The sequence below is a fragment of the Phormidesmis priestleyi ULC007 genome (assembly GCF_003003695.1).
Taxonomy (GTDB): Bacteria; Cyanobacteriota; Cyanobacteriia; order Leptolyngbyales; family Leptolyngbyaceae; genus Phormidesmis_A; species Phormidesmis_A priestleyi_A.
The window spans coordinates 261,196-283,990 of the sequence record NZ_PVWG01000001.1 but is presented as its reverse complement, the minus strand read 5'-3'; the positions used below and the strand labels follow the sequence as shown (position 1 = coordinate 283,990).

Sequence of the window (22,795 nt, the reverse complement as noted above, 5' to 3'; positions counted from 1 at the left end):
GGTTTTACTCCTCTTATTCAACGATTGCAACGCTCGGCTGGATTTGATCAACGCATGAACTGATGAAATCACACTCACCGATCGACTCAGATCTTTAGCAGACTCAAAATTACAACTGGGTTGCGTTTCTAAGTTGACAGGGTTGGAGCCTCAGCAATGGGTGACAGGGTTGAATGGTGGATAGTTCCAGAACGTGCTGACCCTTCAGCAAAAGCGCAGTTTCTGGGTGAGTTGATGTCAGTCAATGACTGATTCCAAGACTTGGAAAGTCTAGCACCAATTGACTCAGTTGCGGCATCTTAACCGTTCGCACCTGACGACAAAGCAAGGCGATCGCCCTGAAATTTACCCAAGCTGTTGAGCGATCGAGTCGCTTAAATCACCTCCGGCTTTCACGAACGGCAGCCTCACCGTAAACGTTGTGCCCTGAGCTTCGCCTATAGCAGTTTTCACTAGAGTGAGGTACGGCATCGCATCTATAATGCCTGTGCAGTAAGGATCTGATGTACTTCATTCATGCGGGAACCGCTATAAACTCTCGGCAGTGACGGTGCCCCCGTGCAGATCGATGATGTGACGTACGATCGAGAGTCCGAGTCCGAGTCCTCCATAGGCACGGGTGCTGGTGCTGTCTGCTTGCCGAAAAGCTTCAAAGATGTGGGGCAAAAATTCGGGGAGAATGCCTTGCCCAGTGTCACTGATTTGCAGTTGGGCAAACCCATCGACCTGCATTAAACGTACCGTAATTTTTCCACCCGTAGGCGTAAATTTCACCGCATTTGACAACAGATTCCACACAACTTGCTGAAGCCGATTGGCATCGCCTAAGACTTGCCCGATCGCATGGAGATCAGTTTGAATGTCGATCGATTTGGCTTCGACGGCGAGATGAACGGTTTCGAGAGCGGCGGCGATCGTTGAAGCTAAATCGACAGGCGCAATGTTTAGATGCAGTTTGCCCTGAATAATCCGCGAGACATCGAGCAAATCTTCGATCAGTTGAGTTTGCAGTTTGGCGTTGCGCTCGATCGTTTCTAGTGCCTGAGCAGTTTTTGCGGGATCGAGTTTCTGCGATCGCAGCAGTTTTGCCCAGCCCAAGATCGGGTTTAGGGGCGTTCGCAGTTCGTGAGAAAGCACAGCTAGAAACTGATCTTTGGCTCGGTTGGCGGTTTCTGCTTCGGCTCGTTTGGCTTGCTCTTGCAGAAGCTGTAGGCGCTGTTCTTCTGCCTGTTTGCGCTCAGTCACATCCATGACTACGCCGCTCATCCGGGTCGCTTTTCCGGTTTCGTCAAAAAAGGCGCGACCGCGACCCGCAATATATCGAATCGTTCCATCTACCCGAACGATGCGAGATTCTAAATCATGCTCAGTGCCTTCAGCAATCGCGCGCTGCACCGAGTGTCGAAGCGCCGCCCGATCGTCGGGATGCACCTGATTGATCACCGTCGTGCCGTCAAAGGTCTCAACTGTCAGACCAAAGAGTAGATGCACCTGATCATCACCTTCTAAGCGATTGGCGAGAATGTTCCAACTCCAGATGCCAATCTGAGCCGATTTGAGGACGAGATTAAGCTGTTCTTGACTGTCTTCAAGCCCCTGATAAAGGCGAGCATTTTCTAGCGAAATCGCAATCTGCGTAGTGAGGGTTTCTAACACCATCAGCTTTTCGTGAGTGAATGCGCCCGTGATCAGATTGTTTTCTAAATAAATAATGCCCAGCAACTGAGATTGACGGACGATCGGTAAACAGAGAACTGATTTAGGCTGATGTTGAATAATATAATCGTCTTCTGAGAATAGATTGGTTTTAGTAGCGTCATCTAAAATGACCGTTTCTTGAGTGCGCTGCACATAATTGAGCATTGACTGAGGCGTAATTTGTGCGTTCTCAGCCTGAGCAATTTGTGAGACAGCGATCGTGTCTTTTTGATTAATTTTCGCTTCAACCGAGACCGTTAACGTTTGCTCAGAGCCAAGCAATAAATAACCGATGTCTGCCCCTGCTTGCTCAATCACGATCCGCATCAGCGTCTTGAGCAATTTAGGAAACACAATCTCACTTGAAATCGTTTGTGACGCTTTGACAACGGATAAGAAATCGAGCTGATCGTTACTGCTCAAAAACGTCTCGTTTGAGTTGACGATCGGTTTTGGCAGCAGTGTCGGATAGCGGTCTTCGAGATGATTAACTTTAGCGATCGCGCCCCATCGCTGATAGCATTTTCGAGCATTTTCGAGATAGGCTTTGGCGATCGTGTCGAATAAGCGATCGAGATAAAATTTTGCTGCAAGCTCATAGGCTAACGCTTTATATGGCACAAATCCATGTTCACGCGCTGACTGAATCGACTCCTCGTATAAGTGCATTGCGTCTAAATCGCGCCCTTCAATACGAGCAATCTCAGCCGCGACTAATTTCGCTTTGTGCAAAAAGTTTGCTGGACAGTGATTTGCCCAATACTGCAACTGCTGGTGATGTTGTTCAAGGATTGCTAAAGAACTGATTTGTTGATCGTGAGACGATTGCGAATAGAGTGCGGTTAACACTAGCGAATGATAGAGTACATAATTGACTTGAATCGGCAACGCTAACGCTGCTTGCAAAAACTGAGAAGCTTGATGCGCCGAATTCAACGCATCTGAATAGCGATCGCACGTAAAAAACACGATCGTTTTAATGATGTGATAGAAAACGATGCCGCTCTCAAACCCGGCTTCCGCGATCGTGGCTAACGCTTTAGATTCATTAAAGTCGTCGTCGCTCAGCGTCTCAGGCGTGTAGGTCAACCCGCGTAGATTGGTTAGTAGCTGCTGCTCTAGGCGAATGGTTTGATAAGCGGCCTGATGTTTTGACTGTTGAGCAAATCTCGCGTACTTGAGGATTGATTGCTCTGTGTCTACGATCGAGGCACCGATTTCAACCATTTGCCAAGCGCCTTGAAACCCAGTGTAGTTTGCCATCGAAATATCCCCAGTCTCAACACAGGCGATAAATGCCCGTTCGAGATAAGAAATGCTAGTCGTAATGGGATTGCACCAAATATTAATATGGTTTCCGTGAATGTGCAGAACGGTTCCTCTTAACCTTAAATCATTAAATTTCTCATTTAATTGAATCGACATTTCAGAAAATGCATAACCCGTAGGAATATCACTAAAAATAGAAACCAGCAACATTGCATACATACTATAAGCAAAGCAAGAATCCTCGGTGTTGCCATGCTTGAGTGAGTAGTTCAGCGCCGTCAATACAATCAGTGGAAAAACGCTAGGCTTACTAAAATAAGTAATCGGGCCGAGCGCTGTTAATAAATTCACCAACATTTTAAGAGTTGGGTCTTGAATCACTGGCGCATCAATGAGACTGTTAATTGAGCGATCGCCCAAATTCACTGCCGCGTAATATTTTTCGCGCTCGATCGCGGCTTGCATCTGCTCGGCTGTTTCTGGAAAATCTACCCCAAAAACCTCTAGCGCTTCTAGTCCCAGGGTTAACGCTTCTTCATAGCGCCCCGCCACCTGATAGAGCCGTAGCTGAAGAATATAAACCGTTGCTTGATCGAGCGCAGATTGAGCATTAAGTAGGAGATTGCCAAACAGCGCCTCTGCTTGGTCTAAATTGCCTGCCAAAAACTCGCATTCGGCGCGCTCTTTGAATAGAAAAAAAGTCTGGTGATAGCGATCGCTCCACGCGGTCTCAGTTAACAGATCGGTCGCGATCGAGAGCAGCTTTTGAGCTGGGGCATAGGCGGTCGAAGCTTTTGCCTTTTTGCCTGCCAATAAATTTAATCGAATTAACGTTTCTTTTTCTGTTGCGTCGGTGATTAAATTAATGCTGCGATTGAGTTGATTAACGACTTCAAAAATCTGATCTTCTAAGTGTTCGGGAGCAATGCTTTTCAGCAATAACCGACCCATGCTGAGGTGAACGGTTTGCTTCTCTTGATCAGCAATCAATGTGTAAGCCGCTTGCTGAATGCGATCGTGATAAAATCGATAGCTCTTTTCGGCATCGGTGATCACAACCAAGCCTCTGAGAACGGCTTCGAGTAGGGCATCGGCGATTTGTCGCGGCGACTGCTCGGCAACGATCGCCAACATCTCTAAGTCAAAGCGACTGCCCACACACGATGCCAGCTTTAACACTTGCTGAGTGTCAGACGGCAGTTTTTGCATTCGTCCGACCATTAACGTCACGATGTTATCGGTCATGCCGTGCGCGTTAATGTCAGCCTCGTTCCATTGCCAGGTTTGCTCAGTGCTGCCAAAGGTTAGCTGCCCGTCTTGATAGAGCGCCTTGAGAAACTCATTGACAAAAAAAGGATTGCCATCGGTTTTTTGCAGCACGACCTGAGCCAGCGAGGTCGATCGCTTGAGATTGCAGTGCAGTGTCTCTGCAATCAGTTGATTAACGTAAGCAAGATTGAGCGGAGTTAGCCGAATGTCAGTTGTTTTGGCTCCGCTTTGCCGCAACCTTTCGACCATTAATCGAAACGGATGGCTTTCATCAACCTCATTGTCGCGAAAAGCCAGAATAAAGTAGAGATGCCGCAGCGCTGACCCGGTGACGAGGGTTTGAATCAAGCTCAACGTGGCGCTGTCTGCCCACTGCATGTCATCTAAAAAGATTGCCAGCGGATGCTCTTTCTGAGCAAAGGCACCGATAAAGTTTTGAAACACCAAATTAAAGCGGTTCTGAGATTCGGCAGGTGCCAATTCAGGAACGGCAGGCTGTTCGCCCACGATCAGTTCGACTTCTGGGATCACATCGGTGATTAGCTTACCGTTGTTTCCTAAACTGGCTTGAATCGTTTGTTGCCAGTGTGCCAACCCGGTTTCACTTTCTGTTAAAAGCTGTCGAACTAGCGTTTGAAATGCCTCCACGATCGTGGCATAAGGAATACCTCGTTTGTATTGGTCGAATTTCCCAGAGATGAAGATGCCACGATCGCGCACAATCGGTTTGTGCAGTTCATTCACCAATGATGATTTGCCCACGCCAGCATAGCCCGACACGAGCATCAGTTCGGGCGTTGCCTGTGTGACGACGCGATCAAATCCGCTTAATAATTGTGCAATTTCCGGTTCTCGCCCATATAACTTTTGTGGAATCTGAAATCGCTCTGAAACGTCACGATCGCCGAGTACAAAATCAGAAATTTGTCCCGTGGTTTCTAATTCTTGTAGACATCGTTCTAGATCAAACTGCAATCCTAAAGCACTTTGATAGCGATCTTCTGCTACCTTTGACATGAGTTTGAGCACCATGTCTGACAGCGTTTGTGGAATGGTTGCAACTACCTGCTGTAGGGGAGTTGGCGATTTTGCAATGTGATAGTGTGCCCACTCTAAGGGGTCTTTCCCATTAAAGGGCAATTCACCCGTAAGCATCTCGTAGAATGTAACGCCTAGAGAATAGAAATCGCTGCGGTGATCAATGCCACGATTCATCCGCCCGGTTTGTTCTGGTGAAAGATAAGCTAAACTGCCCTCAATCTGGCCAGAACTGCTGACCATCTGCTGCTCATAGGGAATGAACGCAGCAATGCCAAAGTCGCCGATTTTAACCCGATCGGTGTCGAGGTTAATCAAAATATTGGCAGGCTTAATGTCTTTGTGAACGACGCTGTGATGATGAATATCTGCCAGCGCTGCGGTGATTTTAATCGCAATCTTTAAGAACTGAATCGGCTCTTGAAAACGGCTGAGGACTTGATCGAGTGCGCGTCCGCCAAAATCTTCCAAGATTAAATAGGGAATACCTTGATAAGTCTCTAACCCATAGGCTTGAATCGTAGCTGATGTGGTTAGCCGTCGAGCGATCGCATATTCGTGTTTTAGCTGGGCGACATTTTGAGGAGTGCAGCGCTCAGGACGTAACCCTTTGATAATGACTGGAGTTTGATCTTCGATGCGAAACCCGCGATAGAGGATGGCTTTTGCGCCCTCTTGCAGCAGACCCTCGATCGACCAGTTAGGTAACGTCAACGCCACAATCAGAAACTCCTAAAGATCGCCACATAAGGGGCTTTTTCTCGCGTTGAGAATAGACTAATCTTTTTCGACGCTTTTCTCTAGTGTAGGTTCAATTGGCTTGTGCAATTCCTGTTAATCATTCACCGATAAAGCGAACAATGAATCTTTCCTAAGAGAGGTTCCTCTCTGGTAGCGTCTAACATAGGCACGATCGCTGAGTTTTAGATCTCCAACTTCTTTGAGAAGTTGGAGATCTTTGTTTTTAAGATCGATTAACCCGCGTTGACCGGAAACTCTCCCGGTCGGATCGAAAGCGTCACTGTTTTACCGCTGCGATTGACCTGAAGTGATAAGTCACTCCCGATCGTACTCGCTTCTACGGCTTGCTGCACCTCATTGGTGGAAGCGATCGCTCGACCATTAATCGTCTGAATGACATCGCCTTTTTGCAGCCCTGCTTGAGCGGCAGGAGAATTGCGAACGATGTTGGTAATCAGCGCTCCTCGATCAGTCTGGACATTGATTCCCAAGTCTTGATCGCGATTGAGAAGTTCTCTCGTTGCCGCAGACAGATCAGTCATCTCAACCCCTAAATAGGGGTGAGCAGCCGATCCCTTAGCGATGATTTGGTCGGCGATTTGCTGCGCCTTATTGATCGGAATCGCAAACCCCAAACCTTGAGCGCCGCCGATAATCGCCGTGTTAATGCCAATCACCTGTCCGCTTTGATTTAAGAGCGGCCCGCCCGAATTGCCAGGATTGATTGCCGCGTCGGTTTGAATGTAGTTGGTGCGGCGATCGGGCGATCCAATTTCGCTACTCGATCGTCCGGTGCCACTGACAATCCCTGCGGTGACTGTGTTGTCTAACCCTAACGGATTGCCGATCGCGATCGCCCATTCACCCGGTCGCAGTTGATCAGAGTTGCCGATCGCCACGATCGGAAGATTATTAGCCTGAATTTTGACCACCGCCACATCGGTTAGTTTATCTTCGCCAACCACCTGCCCAGTGAATTCACGACCATCTTTAAGCTTGACAGTGACGCGATCGGCTCCATCAACCACATGGGCATTGGTCATCACTAACCCATCTGATTTGACAATAAACCCCGACCCAGTGCCTCGTGCAACCCTTTGCCCTGAACCTGACGATCGCGTGCGCGAAGAATTAATCCGCACGACGGCTGCCCCTGTTTTATCAACTGCCGCCGAAATAAAGTTTGCGTTAGCGCCATTGCCGACAGCCGAAGGCACTTGAGCCACTAATGGCTGTGTCTGCACAGCGTTAGTTGGGTTAAGCTGCGTTCCAATCAAGGCAGACACTGCGCCAACTGAGACTAGAGAGAGAGAAGCGATCGACTTTTTTAGAAGATGATTAGCAGCCATTTCAGAATTATCCAGAAAAAGGATGGATGGATGGTTAAAACCGAATCGTTGCGGTCGGGATTTCCCTTGAGATCAACGCTCACATTTACTATTGTGATTACTTCGTGTGACAAAGAAATGTCAAGCTCTCGATGTTTTCAAGACAATTTGATGCCCTTGATTGCGGTTCAAGTCTTCTGACTTCGGCGTTGCTGATTTCAGGTATGAGAATGATTTTGTGTAATGCCAAAACTCCTGTAGCGAAATTTCGCGTCTCTCCTTCATACCGCAATTCAGCAATGCTCTGACTTCTGGGCACCCTTAATGCTATTAACTCAGGAATCATTGAGATTGCTGCCCTCATCCCCAACCCTAAATCCCCCATTTTGGGGCAGGGTTGATTCATTCTAATAAGAGGAAAGCTGTAAGCTTTCTTTCTCGTTGATTGCTGAAAGCACTGCAAACGAAAGAATGGGAGATGTAAATTCCCTTCTTCTAGAATGAATCAGCCCTGCCCAGAAGAGGGCTAGGGGAGGGCGGAGTATTGATGCAGGAAGTCTAAACTTCTGTCAAACGCTGGATCGCTACAAGTCGAGAAATAGCGTAGGATAGGAAAGTTGACTAAAAACGACCACGGTCTAAAATCATGGCAGTTCCTAAGAAGAAAACCTCCAAATCTAAGCGTGACAAGCGCAAAGCCACCTGGAAAGCCAAAGCCAGAGTGCAAGCTCAAAAGGCACTGTCGATCGGCAAGTCGATTTTGACCGGACGCGCTCAAGGCTTTGTCTACCCCACCGATGAAGAAACTGAAGAAGAATAAAGCGATGAATGATGGATGCGAAACCCTCAATTCATCATTCATCATTCTTTGAGCAGAGACATAATTGCAAACAGTTTGCTACACAGTTAGAGAAAGACTTTGTAGGAAAAAAGCGATGCTGGGGAAGTTTTTTCGCAAACCAGAAGCAGAATATGGCGATCGAGTGCCTCCCGGTCAGCATTTGACCAACGGGTTCCCGGTGTTGACTTATGGCGATACGCCCCACGTCGATCGAGCAACCTGGCAATTTAAAGTTTGGGGATTGGCGCAAGAAAAAACTTTTAGCTGGTCAGATTTTATGAATCTGCCCCAAAGTGATTTCACTGCCGATTTTCACTGTGTCACCACCTGGTCAAAGCTCGACGTGCAGTGGACAGGGGTCAAAGTGACCGATTTTATGCAGCACATTGAGGTAGACCTCGCCGCCAAGTATGTTTTAGAACACTGCTACGGTGGTTACACTACAAATATCTCAATAGATGACTTTTTGAGAGAAGAGAATTTCTTTGCTCACACACTATTTGGTGAGCCACTTCCAGCAGAACACGGTGGGCCGATGAGGTTGGTTGTGCCCCACATCTACGCCTGGAAGAGTGCTAAATGGATCAATGGGCTAGAGTTTTTGACGCACGAAGAACTCGGCTTCTGGGAGCGCAACGGCTATCATCGTCGCGGAGAACCCTGGGCAGAAGAACGGTATAGCGATCGCTAAATAAATTTTGGTTGACCGTAGGGGTAGTGCCCCCGTGCCTACCCACACCCACCAGGCAAACCAGGGAAAATTGCCCCTACGTTAATTTAACGTCAGTTCGATGAAGCTTTTCGCTACGGTTGCAAATCTAGGCTGCCCCCTAAATCCCCCAAAATTGGGGGACTTTGAACCTCAATTCTGGGGGATTTAGGGGGCTGAAGCGCTGAAGAACGAAGCGAAAGAACTCATCGAACTGACGTTAATTTAACCGATCGGCAATCTGACGATAAAACAACTGCCCTGTCCAATCTCTGACTCGACGCTGACCGTGCCGTTGTGCGCTTCTGCAATGCGGCGAGACAGTTGCAGACCTAACCCACTGCCCGCGCGCTTGTGTTTCCCGCTAGAGAAGCTTTCAAACAGTGTTGGCTGCTCCTCTGGTGGAATGCCGGGCCCCGTATCTTTGATTCTGACTTCAACTTGAGGATTGTCAGAATTATCATCAATCAAAGAGATCTGAACGTGCACCGCGCCCTCCTCGGTGAACTTAATGGCGTTGCCAATCAAGTTAGTGAAAACCCGATGTAGCTCAATCCGATCGCCCTTAATCTTAAAATCAATGTTCGGATCAGGGTGAAAATCGAGCGCCAACCCTTTGTCGATCGCCAGCGAAGAAAGCTCTTCAATGACTTCATTCAGCATCTCTGAGAGGTTAACGGGTGAAAAGACGAGAGACTTACGCCCGGCTTCGTAGCGATAGACCTCTAGCAGCATGTTGACCATCGTCAGCAGGTTTTGGTTGCTGCGAACCATCGTCACCATGATTTCGAGCACATCTGCTGACAATTCGCCCATTACGCCCTGGATCAGCAGATCAAGCATGCGATCGGCTGCAACTAAAGGAGTCCGCAAATCGTGGGTCAGACGAGAGACAAAATCTTCTCGCTGACGAGCAATTTGATCGCGTTCATCGACACTATGCTTGAGTCGCAGCAATGCTCTCACTCGTGCCAGCAGCTCGTCAAAGTGAACGGGCTTACGAATGAAATCATCTGCGCCAAGATCCAGGCCTTGGGCAACGCTAGGCTGATCATAAGCAGTGGTCAGCAAGATGGGCATAAAGGGCAGCGCAGTATTTTGACGAATGCGGCGCGTCACTTCAAAACCATCCATTCCTGGCATCATCACATCTAGCAAAACCAGGTCGGGCGGCGATTGATCAATTTTGGCTAACGCATCTTTACCGCTCTCGGAAAGCTCAACTTCATAGCCCTCGTCTTGCAAAATAGCTTGAATTAGTAAGCAGTTGTCAGGAGTGTCGTCTACCACCAAAATGCGATCGACTCTAGCTGGTTTTGGGAAGGACGGGTGGTTCATGCAGTTCAGACAAGGGCACGAAATGTTGTGCAAATCACTGATCTAGTCAACCTTAATGGTCATTAATTTGCCTCATTCCTACGGGAGATTTTTGGGTTGTGCCGCTTGAATATAGATGATTGCAGTAGGCGTGATTTGAGCAATCACTTCAGCGATCGTGCGACGATCGGCATCTGTCCAAACTCTAGGTCTCCCAAAAATGCAAGGCTGCAAAACGCCCCAGAGCTGTCCGTCTTGGCACAAGTGACCGTGAATTAAGGCGCGATGCCCAAAGTTTTCTTGTTCAAACTGTTGGTTTAAAACCTGCGGATCGGCGGCTTCAACATCTTCGACAAAAATAGAGGGATCGGTTCGCAGAGCGGCGGCAAACATCGGGTCTTCGCTGGCTAAGGATGCGGGTTCGGGTTTCCATTGCTCATCGTAGACTGTGGGAATTTCTGAACTGCGAACCCAACAAAAAGGAACTTTGCCTAACTTGGTTTGTGGGTGACGGAGATAGAGGAAACAGCGATCGCACTGCAATGATTTTCCTAAGTCAGCTACGAGTTTCGTAAAGAAGGCATCGAGGTTTTGAGAAGTCTGGATTTGGGCAATATTCACGCTTTCTCCTTGACAAATGTCCATTCTAAAAGGCTGCGAGGTGCTTCTTTAAGAGCAACCGTTAGACTGGCGTTATCGTCAAATTTGGCTTGCGACAGGTGCGACACTTCGACGTTTACCACGAAGCGATCGTCTTCAAAACACCACGGCTCGACGGTGACTGACTCGTCGCTAAATTGCCGAATGTCATAGCGCTTTCCGTCGGGGCCTTTGCTGATTTCTAGCGCCCGTTCGTCGTCGGGAAGTTGTTGTTGACAGAGGATGAGAGAAAGCCGATCGCACCACTGCATAAAGTCGTAAGCGCTCTGAGCGTCTTCTTTAGAAATGCCGAGTTCTTTGCGCCAGCGTTTTTGGGTTTCTAATTGTTCATCTAAAAAATCGTCTGCTTCTTTTGATTCGCCTCGGCTGCTTTCACCTAATCGGCTTTGGTGCATTGAGTTCAACAACGCTACCCAACGACCGCGATAAAGGGCACCTTCTAGATGCTTTCTTAGCTGTTTGTAGTCTGTGCCTTCGCTCAGGGTGAAATCCATTGGGGCACCTGCTTCGGTGAGGTTATATTCTTCCCACTCTTTTTCGAGGTCATCGTGGTGAGAGATGGCGGCGATCGTTTCATATAAACGGGGTGGGGCATCTTTTCTGCGCCATTGTCCACCCAGTTGAGCAGCGAGTAAGGCGTGGGCACGGTGGTAGATCACGTCCCATCCGTCTTTGGCAGGGTTAACAATCACGATCGAGTCTCCTAGCAATTAAAGCTAACTATTCTATTGAGAAGTGTGAATAGCATAGCTTCAGCGCTTAGAGAGTTAAATCTATCCTATGTATGAAATTAGCCAGCAGTGCCGCTACCCATTGGCTAGGGGGGTGACATCGAGTGATGATAGCCGACCGTCTTCCATGTGAATGATCCGATCGGCGAGATCTAAAATGCGGTTGTCGTGGGTGACAAGCACGATCGCGGAACCCTGTTTTTTTGCTAAATCGTGCATGATTTCTACCACATCGCGTCCCGATTTTTTGTCGAGAGCGGCGGTGGGTTCGTCAGCTAAAACGAGTTTGGGGTTACAGACTAAAGCACGGGCGATCGCGACTCGCTGCTTTTGCCCGCCCGATAATTCGCTCGGATATTGAGTTGCCCAATCTGCAAGTCCGACGGCTTCGAGCATGGACTCTGCCCGATCGCGTGACTCGCTAGCAGGAATCTCGGAGTGTAACTCGATCGACATTTGCACGTTTTGCCAAGCTCTCAGCGAGTTGAGCAAATTGTGCGCCTGAAAGATATAGCCAATGTTGCGCCGCAGTTCGACTAATTTATTTTCTGAGCCGCCCCGCAACTCTTGTCCCAAGACTTTAAGACTGCCTGATTGGGTCGATCGCAACGCTCCGATCAGGGTCAGCAAGGTGGTTTTGCCAGAGCCAGACGGCCCCGTCATAATTACGACTTCGCCCGGTTCGACGATCGTTGTTATATCAAACAAAATTTGTTTTCTGAGCCGCCCTGCCCCAAAATAATGGCTGACGTTCTCAATGGCGATAATCGGTTGCAACATAAACGGTAATGCTTAAAAGATATCTGCTGGATCAGCATCTTGAACTTTGCGAACGGCAATAGATCCAGAAATTACACACATTAAAATCGCTAAACAGAGAACCAGAATTGCGCGATTGAGCGTCATTGCGATCGGTAAAGCGGTGGCATTGCGAGTCAGATTATATAACCCAATAGACAAGATATATCCAGGAATGAAGCCCATCACAGCTAAGATAATCGCTTCTTGAAACACAACGGATAAGAGGTAGCGATTTTTATAACCCATTGCTTTCAGGGTGGCATATTCAGCTAGATGATCGGTGACATCGGTGTAGAGAATTTGATAAACAATTACCGTTCCGACGACGAACCCGATCGCCGTTCCTAACGTGAAAATAAACCCGATCGCCGTGCTTTCTTTCCAATAATTTTCCTCAAGCGTGATAAAAGCTTTTTTAGACAACACTCTGACATCTCCGACCACAAAATCTTCTTGGGTCTGGTTAGTCGTCTTCTTAGGATCGGTTCTCAATTCACCAGGTAAATTTTGCTTAAATCGCTCTAATGTTTTCTCAAGATCTGCTCCTGACTTTAGCTTGATTAAACCAATATCAATCAGACCCTTTTTGCGATCGGAAAAGATGCGACGAAAGTTTAAATCGCTCGTAATCAAGTTGCCATCCGCCCCAAATGAAGCACCCAGATTAAAGAGTCCACCGACTTCGACACGACGGCTTTCGATCTCGCTTTTAACTAAGCCGCCCGTCGCTTTCAGCGCTTCAAACTTTTCAGTGATCGGTCCAAATTCTGTGCGAGAGGCACGATCAAATAACACCACGTCAGTGAGCCGCAGTTGGGCCTGATTTGCCTTAACCTCTGGCAACAAAAAAACACTATCGCCAGGCACCATCCCAATCACGAGAATGCTGCGGGTTTGTGACGTGGGCGGCCCTTCCCAAAAAGGATTTTTCCAGATGCCAAACCCTAAATAGATCGGGCTGATCGACTCAACGCCAGCAAACCCCATCGATTGATAGAGTCGCCGATCGGGAAAACTCTTCATCGCAATCAGCGAAGTCGATTGCGGACTGATCAGAAAAATATCGCCATCTAAATTTTGATGGAGGGTGACGGCACTCTCAAACAGAGCGTCTTGAAACCCCAGTTGCAGAAACATTAAAATTACCGCAAACCCGATGCCCGCGAGTGCCACGAGCAAACGAATGGTTTCACGCTTAAGCTGTAACCAGGCGAGAGGAATCGCAAACATTAAGGGACGATCGCAACTTTAACTTGAAGATTGGTCAGCCCTGCAACGGCTTGACTGTTGTCTAACCGCACTTTAACTTCCACGATACGGGTATCAGTTTTATCAACCGGATCGGTGTTTAAGACTTCGTTTTTACGAATTTGCAGCCCCACTTTATCGACCGTTCCGGTGATCTCTCCCGGAAAAGCATAGCTCATGATCTTGGCTTTCTGTCCAGGTCTGATGCGATTGATATAGTTTTCGTCAACCTCTGCGACGACATACATCTGTCCGGTTTTGCCTAGCTCTAAAATGCCGTCGTTGCCGACTGTCTCGCCCGGATCGGTGTGAATTTTTAGAACCTGACCTTCGATCGGCGCGCGCACCACCGCTTTCTCTAACTCAGCTTTTGCCTTTTGCAAATTGGCATCTGCCACCTGCACCTGGGCAATGGCTTGCTGCACGTCGGTTGGGCGCACTTCAGCCACGCTGCTTAAAACTTGCTTGGCTCCTTCTAGCTCCAGCTTTGCTTGCTCTGATGCTTGTTTTGCTTGCTCTCTCAGCTTGACTTTAGTTTCGTAAACTAATTGCCGATTTTGCAGGTCTAATTCTGACACTGCGCCGTCTTTAAACAGCTTTTGATAGCGTTCATATTCCCATTGGGCATTTTTGAGTTCTGCGTCAGCTTTTAACACTTCGGCTTCTGCTTTGGGCAACCCAGCATTTGCTTTTAGCACGTTGGCACGTTGGGCGTTTACGTCTCCAACTTTGGCTCCTGATTGCACCTGAGAAAGCCGCGATCGAGCTTCTCTCACCTGTGCGTCTGCCTGCAATGCCGCAGCGTAAAGCGCATCGAAGTTATCCATCACGGCGAGCGGCTGTTTTGGCTTGACGATCGAGCCTTCTTTAACTAACAATCGCTCCACTCGCGCACTGCCAAATCCTGATGATGGCGCAGCGATTTTCATTACGCCGCCCTCTGGCTCTAAGCGACCGAGCGCCGAAACCGCATCGACCGTTTCACTAGGAGGCGATGGCGAGATAGCCACCGATGACTGAGACGGAAACCGCAGCATGAAATAGGAGAAAATGCCGAAACCCGCAACCGCAACCGCGATCGCTGACCCGATCGCAACGGCTCGAATTCCAGAAGGTTTCATCAATGGTTTAGCGCTCAAAGCAAGACTCCTGGAAAAGAAACGAGGATTTAATCAGGATTTGGTTGAGGGTTTGACAAAACGCTTAAGCTCTGGTTAAAACCCTGGATGGATTCCTGACTAACCGTAGAGATGCCTGACTGAATTGAGCGAATTATAGCGTGAGAACTCACCTGAGAGCACCCTCTGGTCTCGATAGGTTTGATAGAGAAATTTTGGATTTCATACCAATTTCGGAGGCAATTGTGGCTGATCGTTCCATTTGACGGGGCACGGCGTGCCATGCTGTATGGGCAAAAAAACCCTCACTTCCAACTTTTGGAAATGAGGGAAAATCGGTGTTGCATTTAGCAATGCCCAACTATTAACCTGGCAACGATTGTTTGTGCGGATTGGAGCGGTTCCTTCAGAGTTGCGCTCTGCGCTAATCGCGTCGGGTGAGTACACAGTCGTTCGTCGCTTCGTTTCAGTCGGCTTCAGCCCCCTAAATCCCCCATTTTAGGGGACCTTGAAACTAGAGTCTTGGCTCAAAGTCCCCCACTCGTGGGGGATTTAGGGGGCAAAGATCTCGGCGATGACAGATCAAAGGACTTGCGGGTACACCCTACCGCTTCACGCTGGGTCTTTGATGCCAGGTTAATCGCTACTTCAAACCCAGACCTGCTTTGCCTGCATAAATGGCTTGACTGCCTAACTCATCCTCGATTCGCAGCAGTTGGTTATATTTGGCAACCCGCTCACTGCGACAGAGCGACCCTGTTTTAATCTGTCCTGCACGAGTTGCAACGGCTAGATCCGCGATCGTCGTATCTTCAGTTTCACCCGATCGGTGGCTGATAATCGATCGGAAACTGTTGCGCGTGGCTAAATCGATCGCTTGTAGCGTTTCGGTCAGCGATCCAATCTGGTTGAGTTTGATCAGAATCGCGTTTGCCGCTTTTTGATCAATGCCTTTTTGTAAGCGGGTGATATTCGTCACGAATAAATCATCGCCCACAAGTTGACAGCGATCGCCGATCTGCTGCGTCAATAACTGCCAGCTTTGCCAATCATCTTCGTGCAGACCATCTTCGATCGACACGATCGGATATTGGCTCGCTAGACTTGCCATGTAGTCAATAAACTCGGTGGGAGCGTGGGCAGATCCGTCGTAGGTATATTGTCCGTCTTTGTAGAATTCGCTAGCAGCGATATCCAGCGCTAGGGCAACCTCGGTGCCGGGTTTATAGCCTGCTTGCTCGATCGCCACCATCAACAAATCCAACGCCGCTTGATTTGACTCTAGGTTGGGCGCAAAACCACCTTCGTCACCGACCCCGGTCAACAGGCCCTTGTCGTGCAAAACCTTGCTCAGAGACGCAAACACTTCTGCCCCCCAGCGCAACGCTTCTTTAAAACTCGATGCCCCGACGGGCACAATCATGAATTCTTGAAAATCGACATTGTTATCAGCGTGAGCACCGCCATTGATCACATTCATTAATGGCACCGGGAGCAGATTTGCTAACGGCCCGCCGAGATAGCGATAGAGCGGCAAGCCGACCGATTCGGCACCTGCTTTTGCGGTCGCCAGCGAGACGGCTAGAATTGCATTTGCGCCTAAATTGGACTTGTTGGGAGAGCCATCGATCGCGATCATTTTGTGATCGATTTCTTCTTGATTTACCGCGTGTAGGCCAATTAATTCGGGTGCCAGGGTTTCTTTGACGTTTTTGACAGCCGTGAGAACGCCTTTGCCGCCATAGCGTTTTTCGTCGCCATCGCGCAACTCGTGCGCTTCAAAACTGCCCGTTGATGCCCCACTTGGCACTTGGGCGATCCCCATCACACCATTGACGAGATAGACTTCTGCCTCGATCGTCGGGCGACCTCGTGAATCGAGAATCTCACGAGCGTTTATAGACTCAATAGCGGTTTCAGAAGTGTCAATCATGCTCTATAGACCTCAGATAGAAAGGGGAAGGATGAATGGCAGCATTTACCCATCGCTTAGAATACGCTCTTGTAGAGCATTCTGTAAGGATATTCAGGGTGTCTCAAGATTATTGAGAGAGTCTGGTGAGTTTTGTCAGAATGGTAACGAACACTCAAAAAGAACGGAGAAACCACGATGCGACTATTACACACCATGCTGAGAGTCGGCGATTTAGACCGATCGCTGAAATTTTATTGTGAGCTTTTGGGCATGACGCTGCTGCGGAAGAAAGATTATCCGGGCGGCGAGTTTACACTAGCATTCATCGGCTATGGTGACGAGTCAGACCATACTGTAATCGAACTGACCTATAACTGGGGCAAAGATCACTACAGTTTGGGTGACGCTTATGGGCATATCGCGATCGGAGTCGATGATATTTACGCGACTTGTAAAGAGATTGGCGATCGTGGCGGCAAAGTCACTCGCCAACCTGGGCCGATGAAGCACGGCTCAACCGTGATCGCGTTTGTTGAAGACCCTGACGGCTATAAAGTCGAGTTGATTCAGCAAAAAGCGATCGCAACTGCTTCCGAAAAGGCACCCTCCGCAGCAACGGTCTAGAGAAACGTTTTTTGGCAATGATTTGGGTCGGGGCAATCCCCCTGTGGTTGCCCTCCGTCAGGGGTAGGCACGGGGGCGCTACCTCTACAGCCATTTCATCCCCTCGTTAGGCATAGACCTCCGATTTCTTCGAGACATCGGAGGTCTAATATCGCGTATTTCTCCCTTTTCTTTTTCCTGATCTCACTGAGCGTTTATACTCCTGATGGAAGGAGTGTGAGCGGTTGTGATGCTCGATCGGGCAGACAACCCCTCTTCGAGGAGTGAGACTGGTGAAGAAGGTTGAATGGTTAGCAGTCAGTTTAGGGAGCCTCAGTGTTCTGGCACCTCTGCCTGGGTGGGCAAATGACACAAGCTCACTCTCCCCACCGTCAGAAATTTCACAGATTGCTTCTGTGGAAGATTTACAGACTTCTGAGATCGTCGAAGATCCGATGGCGCAGGTTACGTCGGTTTCGCAGCTATCGGATATCAAGCCGAGTGATTGGGCCTTTAAAGCACTGCAATCTCTGGTTGAGCGCTATGGCGTGATTGTTGGTTATCCAGACGGCACGTTTCGCGGCAACCGATCGCTGAGTCGGTTTGAGTTTAGTGCGGCACTGAATGCAGTGCTGGGCAAAGTTGAAGAACAGCTTCTCGCCGGAGATGTCAGCGGCACGGCTCAACAAGATGTCTTGACGATTCGACGGTTAATCGCAGCTTATGGCAACGCGCTGAACGATTTGAGATCGCGACTCGACAACATCACTAGCCGCAATCTTCAGCTAGACGATCGCCAATTTTCGACCACCACCAAGCTCAACGGACAAACCATTTTCGCTGGAACGAATGGCTCTAGAGACACCCTAAGTCTGGCATCTCGGACTCGGTTAAATCTGATCACCAGTTTTAACGGTCGCGATCGTCTAGTCAGTCAATTAGAAACCGGAAATAACGGCAGAGACGCGATTTCGACGGCTCAAAATCGCCAGCAAAATTTATTGGGCACAACGGGCATTTTGGCAGATGGGGGCGGCTTAGATTATGTCGGAGTTCCTCCCACGGTGCGCTTGAGAAAGCTCTATTATGTGTTTCAGCCATCCTCAAACCTTGAAGTTGCCGTTGGGTCTAAACTGCCGCCTAGTGATTTTGTCGATCGCAATAGTTTCGCCAATCAAGCGGGCGATAATTTCAACTCTAGCTTTTTTGCCAACAATCCTTTAATCGTGCAAAACGAAATCGATCGCATTGGTGGAGCGGGCGCTGCTGTTGCGTGGACGGTTCGCGACAATTTAATCTTGCGCGGATTTTATGCGGCTGCCGATGCCGGAGATCCGGCTAAAGGGCTGTTTGGCGATCGCTACCAGGGCACGTTAGAGGCTGAATATACACTACCTCAACAGCCGATCACAGTGCGGCTGCAATACACCCACGCAGAGATTAATGGCAGCACCATCAACGCAGGCGGCATCAATGCAGAATGGGCGATCAAGCGTCCATTTGGGGTGTTTGGAAGATTGGGGTTTGGCAATTACAACGGCTTCAATACAGCTTTAGGAGAGGATTTAGACCTCAATCCCAAAAGCTGGGCACTGGGCTTTGCCGTCCGCAATTTTCTGATCCCAGGGTCTAGGGCGGGAATTGCCCTCGGTCAACCTTTTATAGAGAATAAAATCGGCAGCGCAACTCAAACTAATCTAGAAGGCTATTTTGGGTTAGCGCTGAGTGATCATCTCAATATCAGCCCCGGATTTCTGGTCGTTTCTAACCCTAACAATCGTCCCAGTCCGATGATTTGGCAGTGGGTGATTCGATTTGGGTTTGAGTTTTAGAAAGCTCGTTACTAACAGCGAACAGCCCATCGCTAAAGGCTACAATGGGATCTACAGAGAAGCAGATTTATAGAGACTGACTGGAGAACATGCAACCCACTGACCCAAGCAAATTTACTGACAAAGCATGGGAGGCGATCGTACAAGCACAGGATGTTGTCCGGCGCTATAAACACCAAAACTTAGAAGTTGAGCATCTGATCACCAGCGTCATCGAGCAGAAAGATGGGCTGGCCAATAAGATTCTCACAAAGGCTGGGGTCGATGTGCAGCAGTTGGGTCAGCAGGTCGATGACTATGCCAAACGACAGCCCAAAGTGGGCAACACTGAACAGCTTTATTTGGGTCGCTATTTAGATACGCTGCTCGATCGCTCTGAGCTGGCGCGCAACAATTGGCAAGATGACTTTATCTCGATCGAGCATTTCTTAATCGGGTTTGCTAACGATCCTCGGTTGGGGATGAAGCTATTTCGCGGATTTAATCTCGATACCGCAAAATTAGAAACCGCGATTAAAGAGGTGCGGGGCAGTCAGAAAGTCACCGATCAAACCCCCGAATCTCGCTACTCGGCGCTAGAAAAATTTGGGCAAGATCTCACTGAGAAGGCGAAAGCCGGAAAGATCGATCCGGTGATTGGGCGAGATGAAGAAATTCGTCGCGTCATTCAAGTGCTGTCTCGCCGGACGAAGAATAATCCGGTGTTGATCGGTGAACCAGGCGTGGGCAAAACTGCGATCGCCGAAGGACTCGCTCAACGGATCATTAACGGCGACGTGCCCGAATCGTTGAAAAATCGCGTCTTGATCTCGCTCGATATGGGTTCTCTAATCGCCGGAGCAAAATATCGCGGCGAATTTGAAGACCGTCTCCGTGCGGTTCTCAAAGAAGTAATCAACTCCGATGGGCAAGTCGTACTCTTCATCGACGAGCTTCACACCGTCGTCGGAGCCGGAGCCACTCAAGGCAACATGGATGCTGGCAACCTCTTGAAACCGATGTTGGCACGAGGCGAACTGCGCTGTATTGGGGCAACCACGCTGGATGAATATCGCAAATATATCGAAAAAGATGCCGCCCTAGAGCGACGATTTCAGCAGGTTCTGATTGAGCAACCCTCAGTCGAAGACACGATCTCGATTTTGCGGGGACTCAAGAATCGCTATGAAGTTCACCATGCCGTGAAAATTACCGATTCTGCCCTGGTCGCTGCGGCAACGCTTTCGAGTCGCTATATCGCCGATCGCTTCTTGCCCGACAAAGCGATCGATCTTGTAGACGAAGCCGCCGCCAAACTCAAAATGGAGATCACCTCAAAACCCGTCGAGTTAGAGACGACCGAACGGCGCTTGAGACAGCTAGAAATGGAGAAACTGTCTCTAGAAGGGGAAGGCAAGGCGACGTTAACCGGGGCAGCATTTCGTCCCTCAAAAGATCGGTTAGAGCGCATTAATCAAGAGATTGAAGAGTTGGGAGACAAGCAGCAAGGGCTGAGTTCTCAATGGGAAAATGAGAAGCAAATTTTAGAAGAGATTAACCATCTCAAAGAAGAAGAAGAACATCTCAAGGTGCAAATTGACCAAGCCGAACGTGCCTATGATCTGAACACGGCTGCCAAGCTGAAATACGATCGTCTCAGCACCGTTCAGCGTAGTTTAGAAACTCAAGAAGCTCAACTGCTAGAAATGCAGACCAATGGCTCGACGCTGCTCAGAGAGCAGGTTTCTGAATCTGACATCGCTGAAATTGTCGCTAAATGGACGGGCATTCCAGTCAATCGCTTGCTAGAGTCAGAGCGTCAAAAATTATTGACTTTAGAACATCATCTGCATCACCGAGTCATCGGGCAACAAGATGCCGTCGAAGCAGTTTCAGCCGCCATTCGTCGCGCTCGATCGGGCATGAAAGATCCCGGTCGCCCGATCGGATCATTCCTCTTCATGGGGCCGACAGGGGTCGGAAAAACTGAGCTTGCCAAAGCATTAGCGCAATTTTTGTTTGATGCCGACGATGCAATGGTGCGAATGGATATGTCCGAATATATGGACAAAAGCTCGGTGATGCGAGTGATTGGGGCACCTCCCGGATACGTCGGCTACGAAGAAGGAGGACAACTCGCGGAAGCAGTGCGACGCAAACCTTACTCGGTTGTGTTGATGGATGAAGTCGAAAAAGCTCACCCCGATGTGTTTAACATTTTGCTACAAGTGTTGGACGACGGACGAATCACCGATTCTCAAGGCAGAACGATCGACTTCAGCAACACGGTCATTGTGATGACGAGCAACATCGGTAGTGAACACATTCTCGATGTTGCGGGCGATGATTCTCAATATGACGAGATGCAACGGCGCGTGATGATTGCCCTGCAAAAGCATTTTCGTCCTGAGTTTCTCAATCGCATTGACGACACGATTCTCTTTCATCCGCTCAGTCGGGCTGAGTTGGGCGAAATTGTCGTGCTGCAACTCAAACGCATTCAGGGAATGTTAGCCGACAAAAAGATCGTGATCGAACTGACTGAGGCGGCTCGAAATCACCTGGCTGATTTGGGCTACGACCCGGTGTATGGTGCTCGTCCGTTAAAGCGGGCCATTCAGCGAGAATTGCAGAACCCGATCGCCACCAAACTGCTCGAAAATACGTTTGTCGATGGCGATACTATTTTGGTTGATCTAGTAAAGGGTAAACTGTCATTTAACAAAAAAACGGTCACCGCCCAGTTATCTCCGATCGTTTCATAAACGTGAAGCTTAACTGAAATCTTGCAGCATTCTGAGTCAGTCTGCTGACCCGCCCTGAACTGAAGTTCGGGCTAATAGTTCAAGTCCGTTAAAACGGACTAAAAGCGAGTCCCAGCTAGTTCTTCAGTCCGTTTTAACGGAACGTGAGTTCGACGAGGCTTTTCGTTTCGTTTTGAGCGGCTTCAGCCCCCTAAATCCCCCAAAATTGGGGGACTTTGAGCCAAGATTTCCGGTTCAAAGTCCCTCAGAATGGGGGATTTAGGGGGCTTCCCGGATTCACAATCGTAGCCAATCACTTCTGTCGAACTGACGTTAACGGACTTTCCCCGTTAGCCCGAACTTCAGTTCAGGGTGGGAGAATGCTATGAACCACAGGTTCTCATCGTCCAGATACCACAGGTGCAAGATCTAAGTTAAGCTTTTCCGCGATGCCGTGCTTTCGCTTTTTCGCGGCTCAGTCGTCGTTTTTCGGCTTCCTTGGCTTCGTCTTCTGCTTTTGAGCGCTTCTTTGATTCTTTTTTGTGTTGCTCAAGCTCTTGCTGTAAGACCATTTGAGCCATTGTGGAGACTCCTCGCACTGCCATTTCTTTAGCCGCCTCGCGCGATCGTCGCTTGGGGTTGATCGGCTTATGATCAGTTGGAGCCACACCCGTACATTGAGTTTGCTGAACTAAGGTTGTGGCGTGATTGTCTGACACAAACGACAGCACCTCAATATCGCTGGGTTCTGCACCAAATAGATGTCGTCCCGCTTTTAATACGCCGTCGTGATCGACCTCAATGACACCTTCCCAAAATTGACCATTAAAAAAGACTGTCAGCTTCATGACCCAACAAGAGATTGTATTTTCAATCACCGATTCTGCTTCAAACCGTCCACGCTCTTGTTTAAGATAGCGCTTCAAAATGATTTGAAACAGTATTATTGACATC

General features: G+C 48.8%; 15 protein-coding genes. 5 read left to right on the top strand and 10 right to left on the bottom strand.

All coding sequences use genetic code 11. From position 1 onward, the window contains the following. Positions 1–528: 528 nt before the first annotated feature. On the bottom strand, positions 529–5,994 hold the full coding sequence (locus tag C7B65_RS01235; RefSeq protein WP_073069086.1) for an AAA family ATPase: 5,466 nt from the start codon (positions 5,992–5,994) through the stop codon (positions 529–531). A gap of 254 nt (positions 5,995–6,248) precedes the next feature. Further along, positions 6,249–7,364 (bottom strand): trypsin-like peptidase domain-containing protein, encoded by a 1,116-nt coding sequence (locus tag C7B65_RS01230; RefSeq protein ID WP_073069085.1) that lies wholly within the window; start codon positions 7,362–7,364, stop codon positions 6,249–6,251. A 625-nt stretch (positions 7,365–7,989) separates the two neighbouring features. Here C7B65_RS01230 and rpmF point away from each other — a divergent pair. Next, a complete protein-coding gene (gene rpmF / locus C7B65_RS01225; RefSeq protein ID WP_073069084.1) occupies positions 7,990–8,163 on the top strand; it encodes a 50S ribosomal protein L32 in 174 nt (57 codons plus the stop codon). A 115-nt stretch (positions 8,164–8,278) separates the two neighbouring features. Beyond that, a complete protein-coding gene (locus C7B65_RS01220) occupies positions 8,279–8,875 on the top strand; it encodes a sulfite oxidase-like oxidoreductase (RefSeq protein WP_073069083.1) in 597 nt (198 codons plus the stop codon). Between the two features lie 243 nt (positions 8,876–9,118). On the opposite strand, the gene C7B65_RS01215 is transcribed toward C7B65_RS01220, so the two are convergent. The 7 genes from C7B65_RS01215 to eno all read right to left on the bottom strand — a co-directional run bounded on the left by C7B65_RS01215 (position 9,119) and on the right by eno (position 16,701). Beyond that, positions 9,119–10,231 (bottom strand): hybrid sensor histidine kinase/response regulator, encoded by a 1,113-nt coding sequence (locus C7B65_RS01215; protein ID WP_073069082.1) that lies wholly within the window; start codon positions 10,229–10,231, stop codon positions 9,119–9,121. Between the two features lie 78 nt (positions 10,232–10,309). Then, positions 10,310–10,831: a GAF domain-containing protein gene (locus C7B65_RS01210; protein WP_223257258.1), complete on the bottom strand. Its 522-nt coding sequence runs from the start codon at positions 10,829–10,831 to the stop codon at positions 10,310–10,312. Beyond that, positions 10,828–11,562, bottom strand: a complete 735-nt coding sequence (locus C7B65_RS01205; protein WP_073069286.1) for a DUF3891 family protein — start codon at positions 11,560–11,562, stop codon at positions 10,828–10,830. The genes C7B65_RS01210 and C7B65_RS01205 overlap by 4 nt, the downstream gene beginning before the upstream one ends. 114 nt (positions 11,563–11,676) lie before the next feature. Then, entirely contained in the window at positions 11,677–12,381 is a 705-nt protein-coding gene (locus tag C7B65_RS01200; RefSeq protein WP_073069080.1) for a DevA family ABC transporter ATP-binding protein, read from the bottom strand. 12 nt (positions 12,382–12,393) lie between these two features. Beyond that, a complete protein-coding gene (locus C7B65_RS01195) occupies positions 12,394–13,632 on the bottom strand; it encodes an FtsX-like permease family protein (RefSeq protein ID WP_073069079.1) in 1,239 nt (412 codons plus the stop codon). Continuing rightward, positions 13,632–14,789, bottom strand: a complete 1,158-nt coding sequence (locus C7B65_RS01190) for an ABC exporter membrane fusion protein (RefSeq protein ID WP_223257257.1) — start codon at positions 14,787–14,789, stop codon at positions 13,632–13,634. Before C7B65_RS01190 ends, C7B65_RS01195 begins: the two co-directional genes overlap by 1 nt. Before the next feature lie 622 nt (positions 14,790–15,411). Further along, positions 15,412–16,701 (bottom strand): phosphopyruvate hydratase, encoded by a 1,290-nt coding sequence (eno, locus tag C7B65_RS01185; RefSeq protein WP_073069077.1) that lies wholly within the window; start codon positions 16,699–16,701, stop codon positions 15,412–15,414. Between the two features lie 177 nt (positions 16,702–16,878). Between eno and gloA the strand changes: the two genes are divergently transcribed. The 3 genes from gloA (at position 16,879) to clpB (ending at position 21,862) form a co-directional block, all read left to right on the top strand. Then, on the top strand, positions 16,879–17,307 hold the full coding sequence (gene gloA / locus C7B65_RS01180) for a lactoylglutathione lyase (RefSeq protein ID WP_073069076.1): 429 nt from the start codon (positions 16,879–16,881) through the stop codon (positions 17,305–17,307). 272 nt (positions 17,308–17,579) lie between these two features. Further along, positions 17,580–19,118, top strand: a complete 1,539-nt coding sequence (locus C7B65_RS01175) for an iron uptake porin (protein WP_073069075.1) — start codon at positions 17,580–17,582, stop codon at positions 19,116–19,118. A gap of 89 nt (positions 19,119–19,207) precedes the next feature. Beyond that, positions 19,208–21,862 carry an ATP-dependent chaperone ClpB gene (clpB, locus tag C7B65_RS01170; protein ID WP_073069074.1) on the top strand — a complete coding sequence of 885 codons (2,655 nt, stop codon included), beginning with the start codon at positions 19,208–19,210 and terminating at the stop codon, positions 21,860–21,862. A gap of 413 nt (positions 21,863–22,275) precedes the next feature. Here the strand turns inward: clpB and C7B65_RS01165 are convergent, their stop codons facing one another. Continuing rightward, on the bottom strand, positions 22,276–22,794 hold the full coding sequence (locus tag C7B65_RS01165) for a YjdF family protein (RefSeq protein WP_219898269.1): 519 nt from the start codon (positions 22,792–22,794) through the stop codon (positions 22,276–22,278). Position 22,795 lies beyond the last annotated feature (1 nt).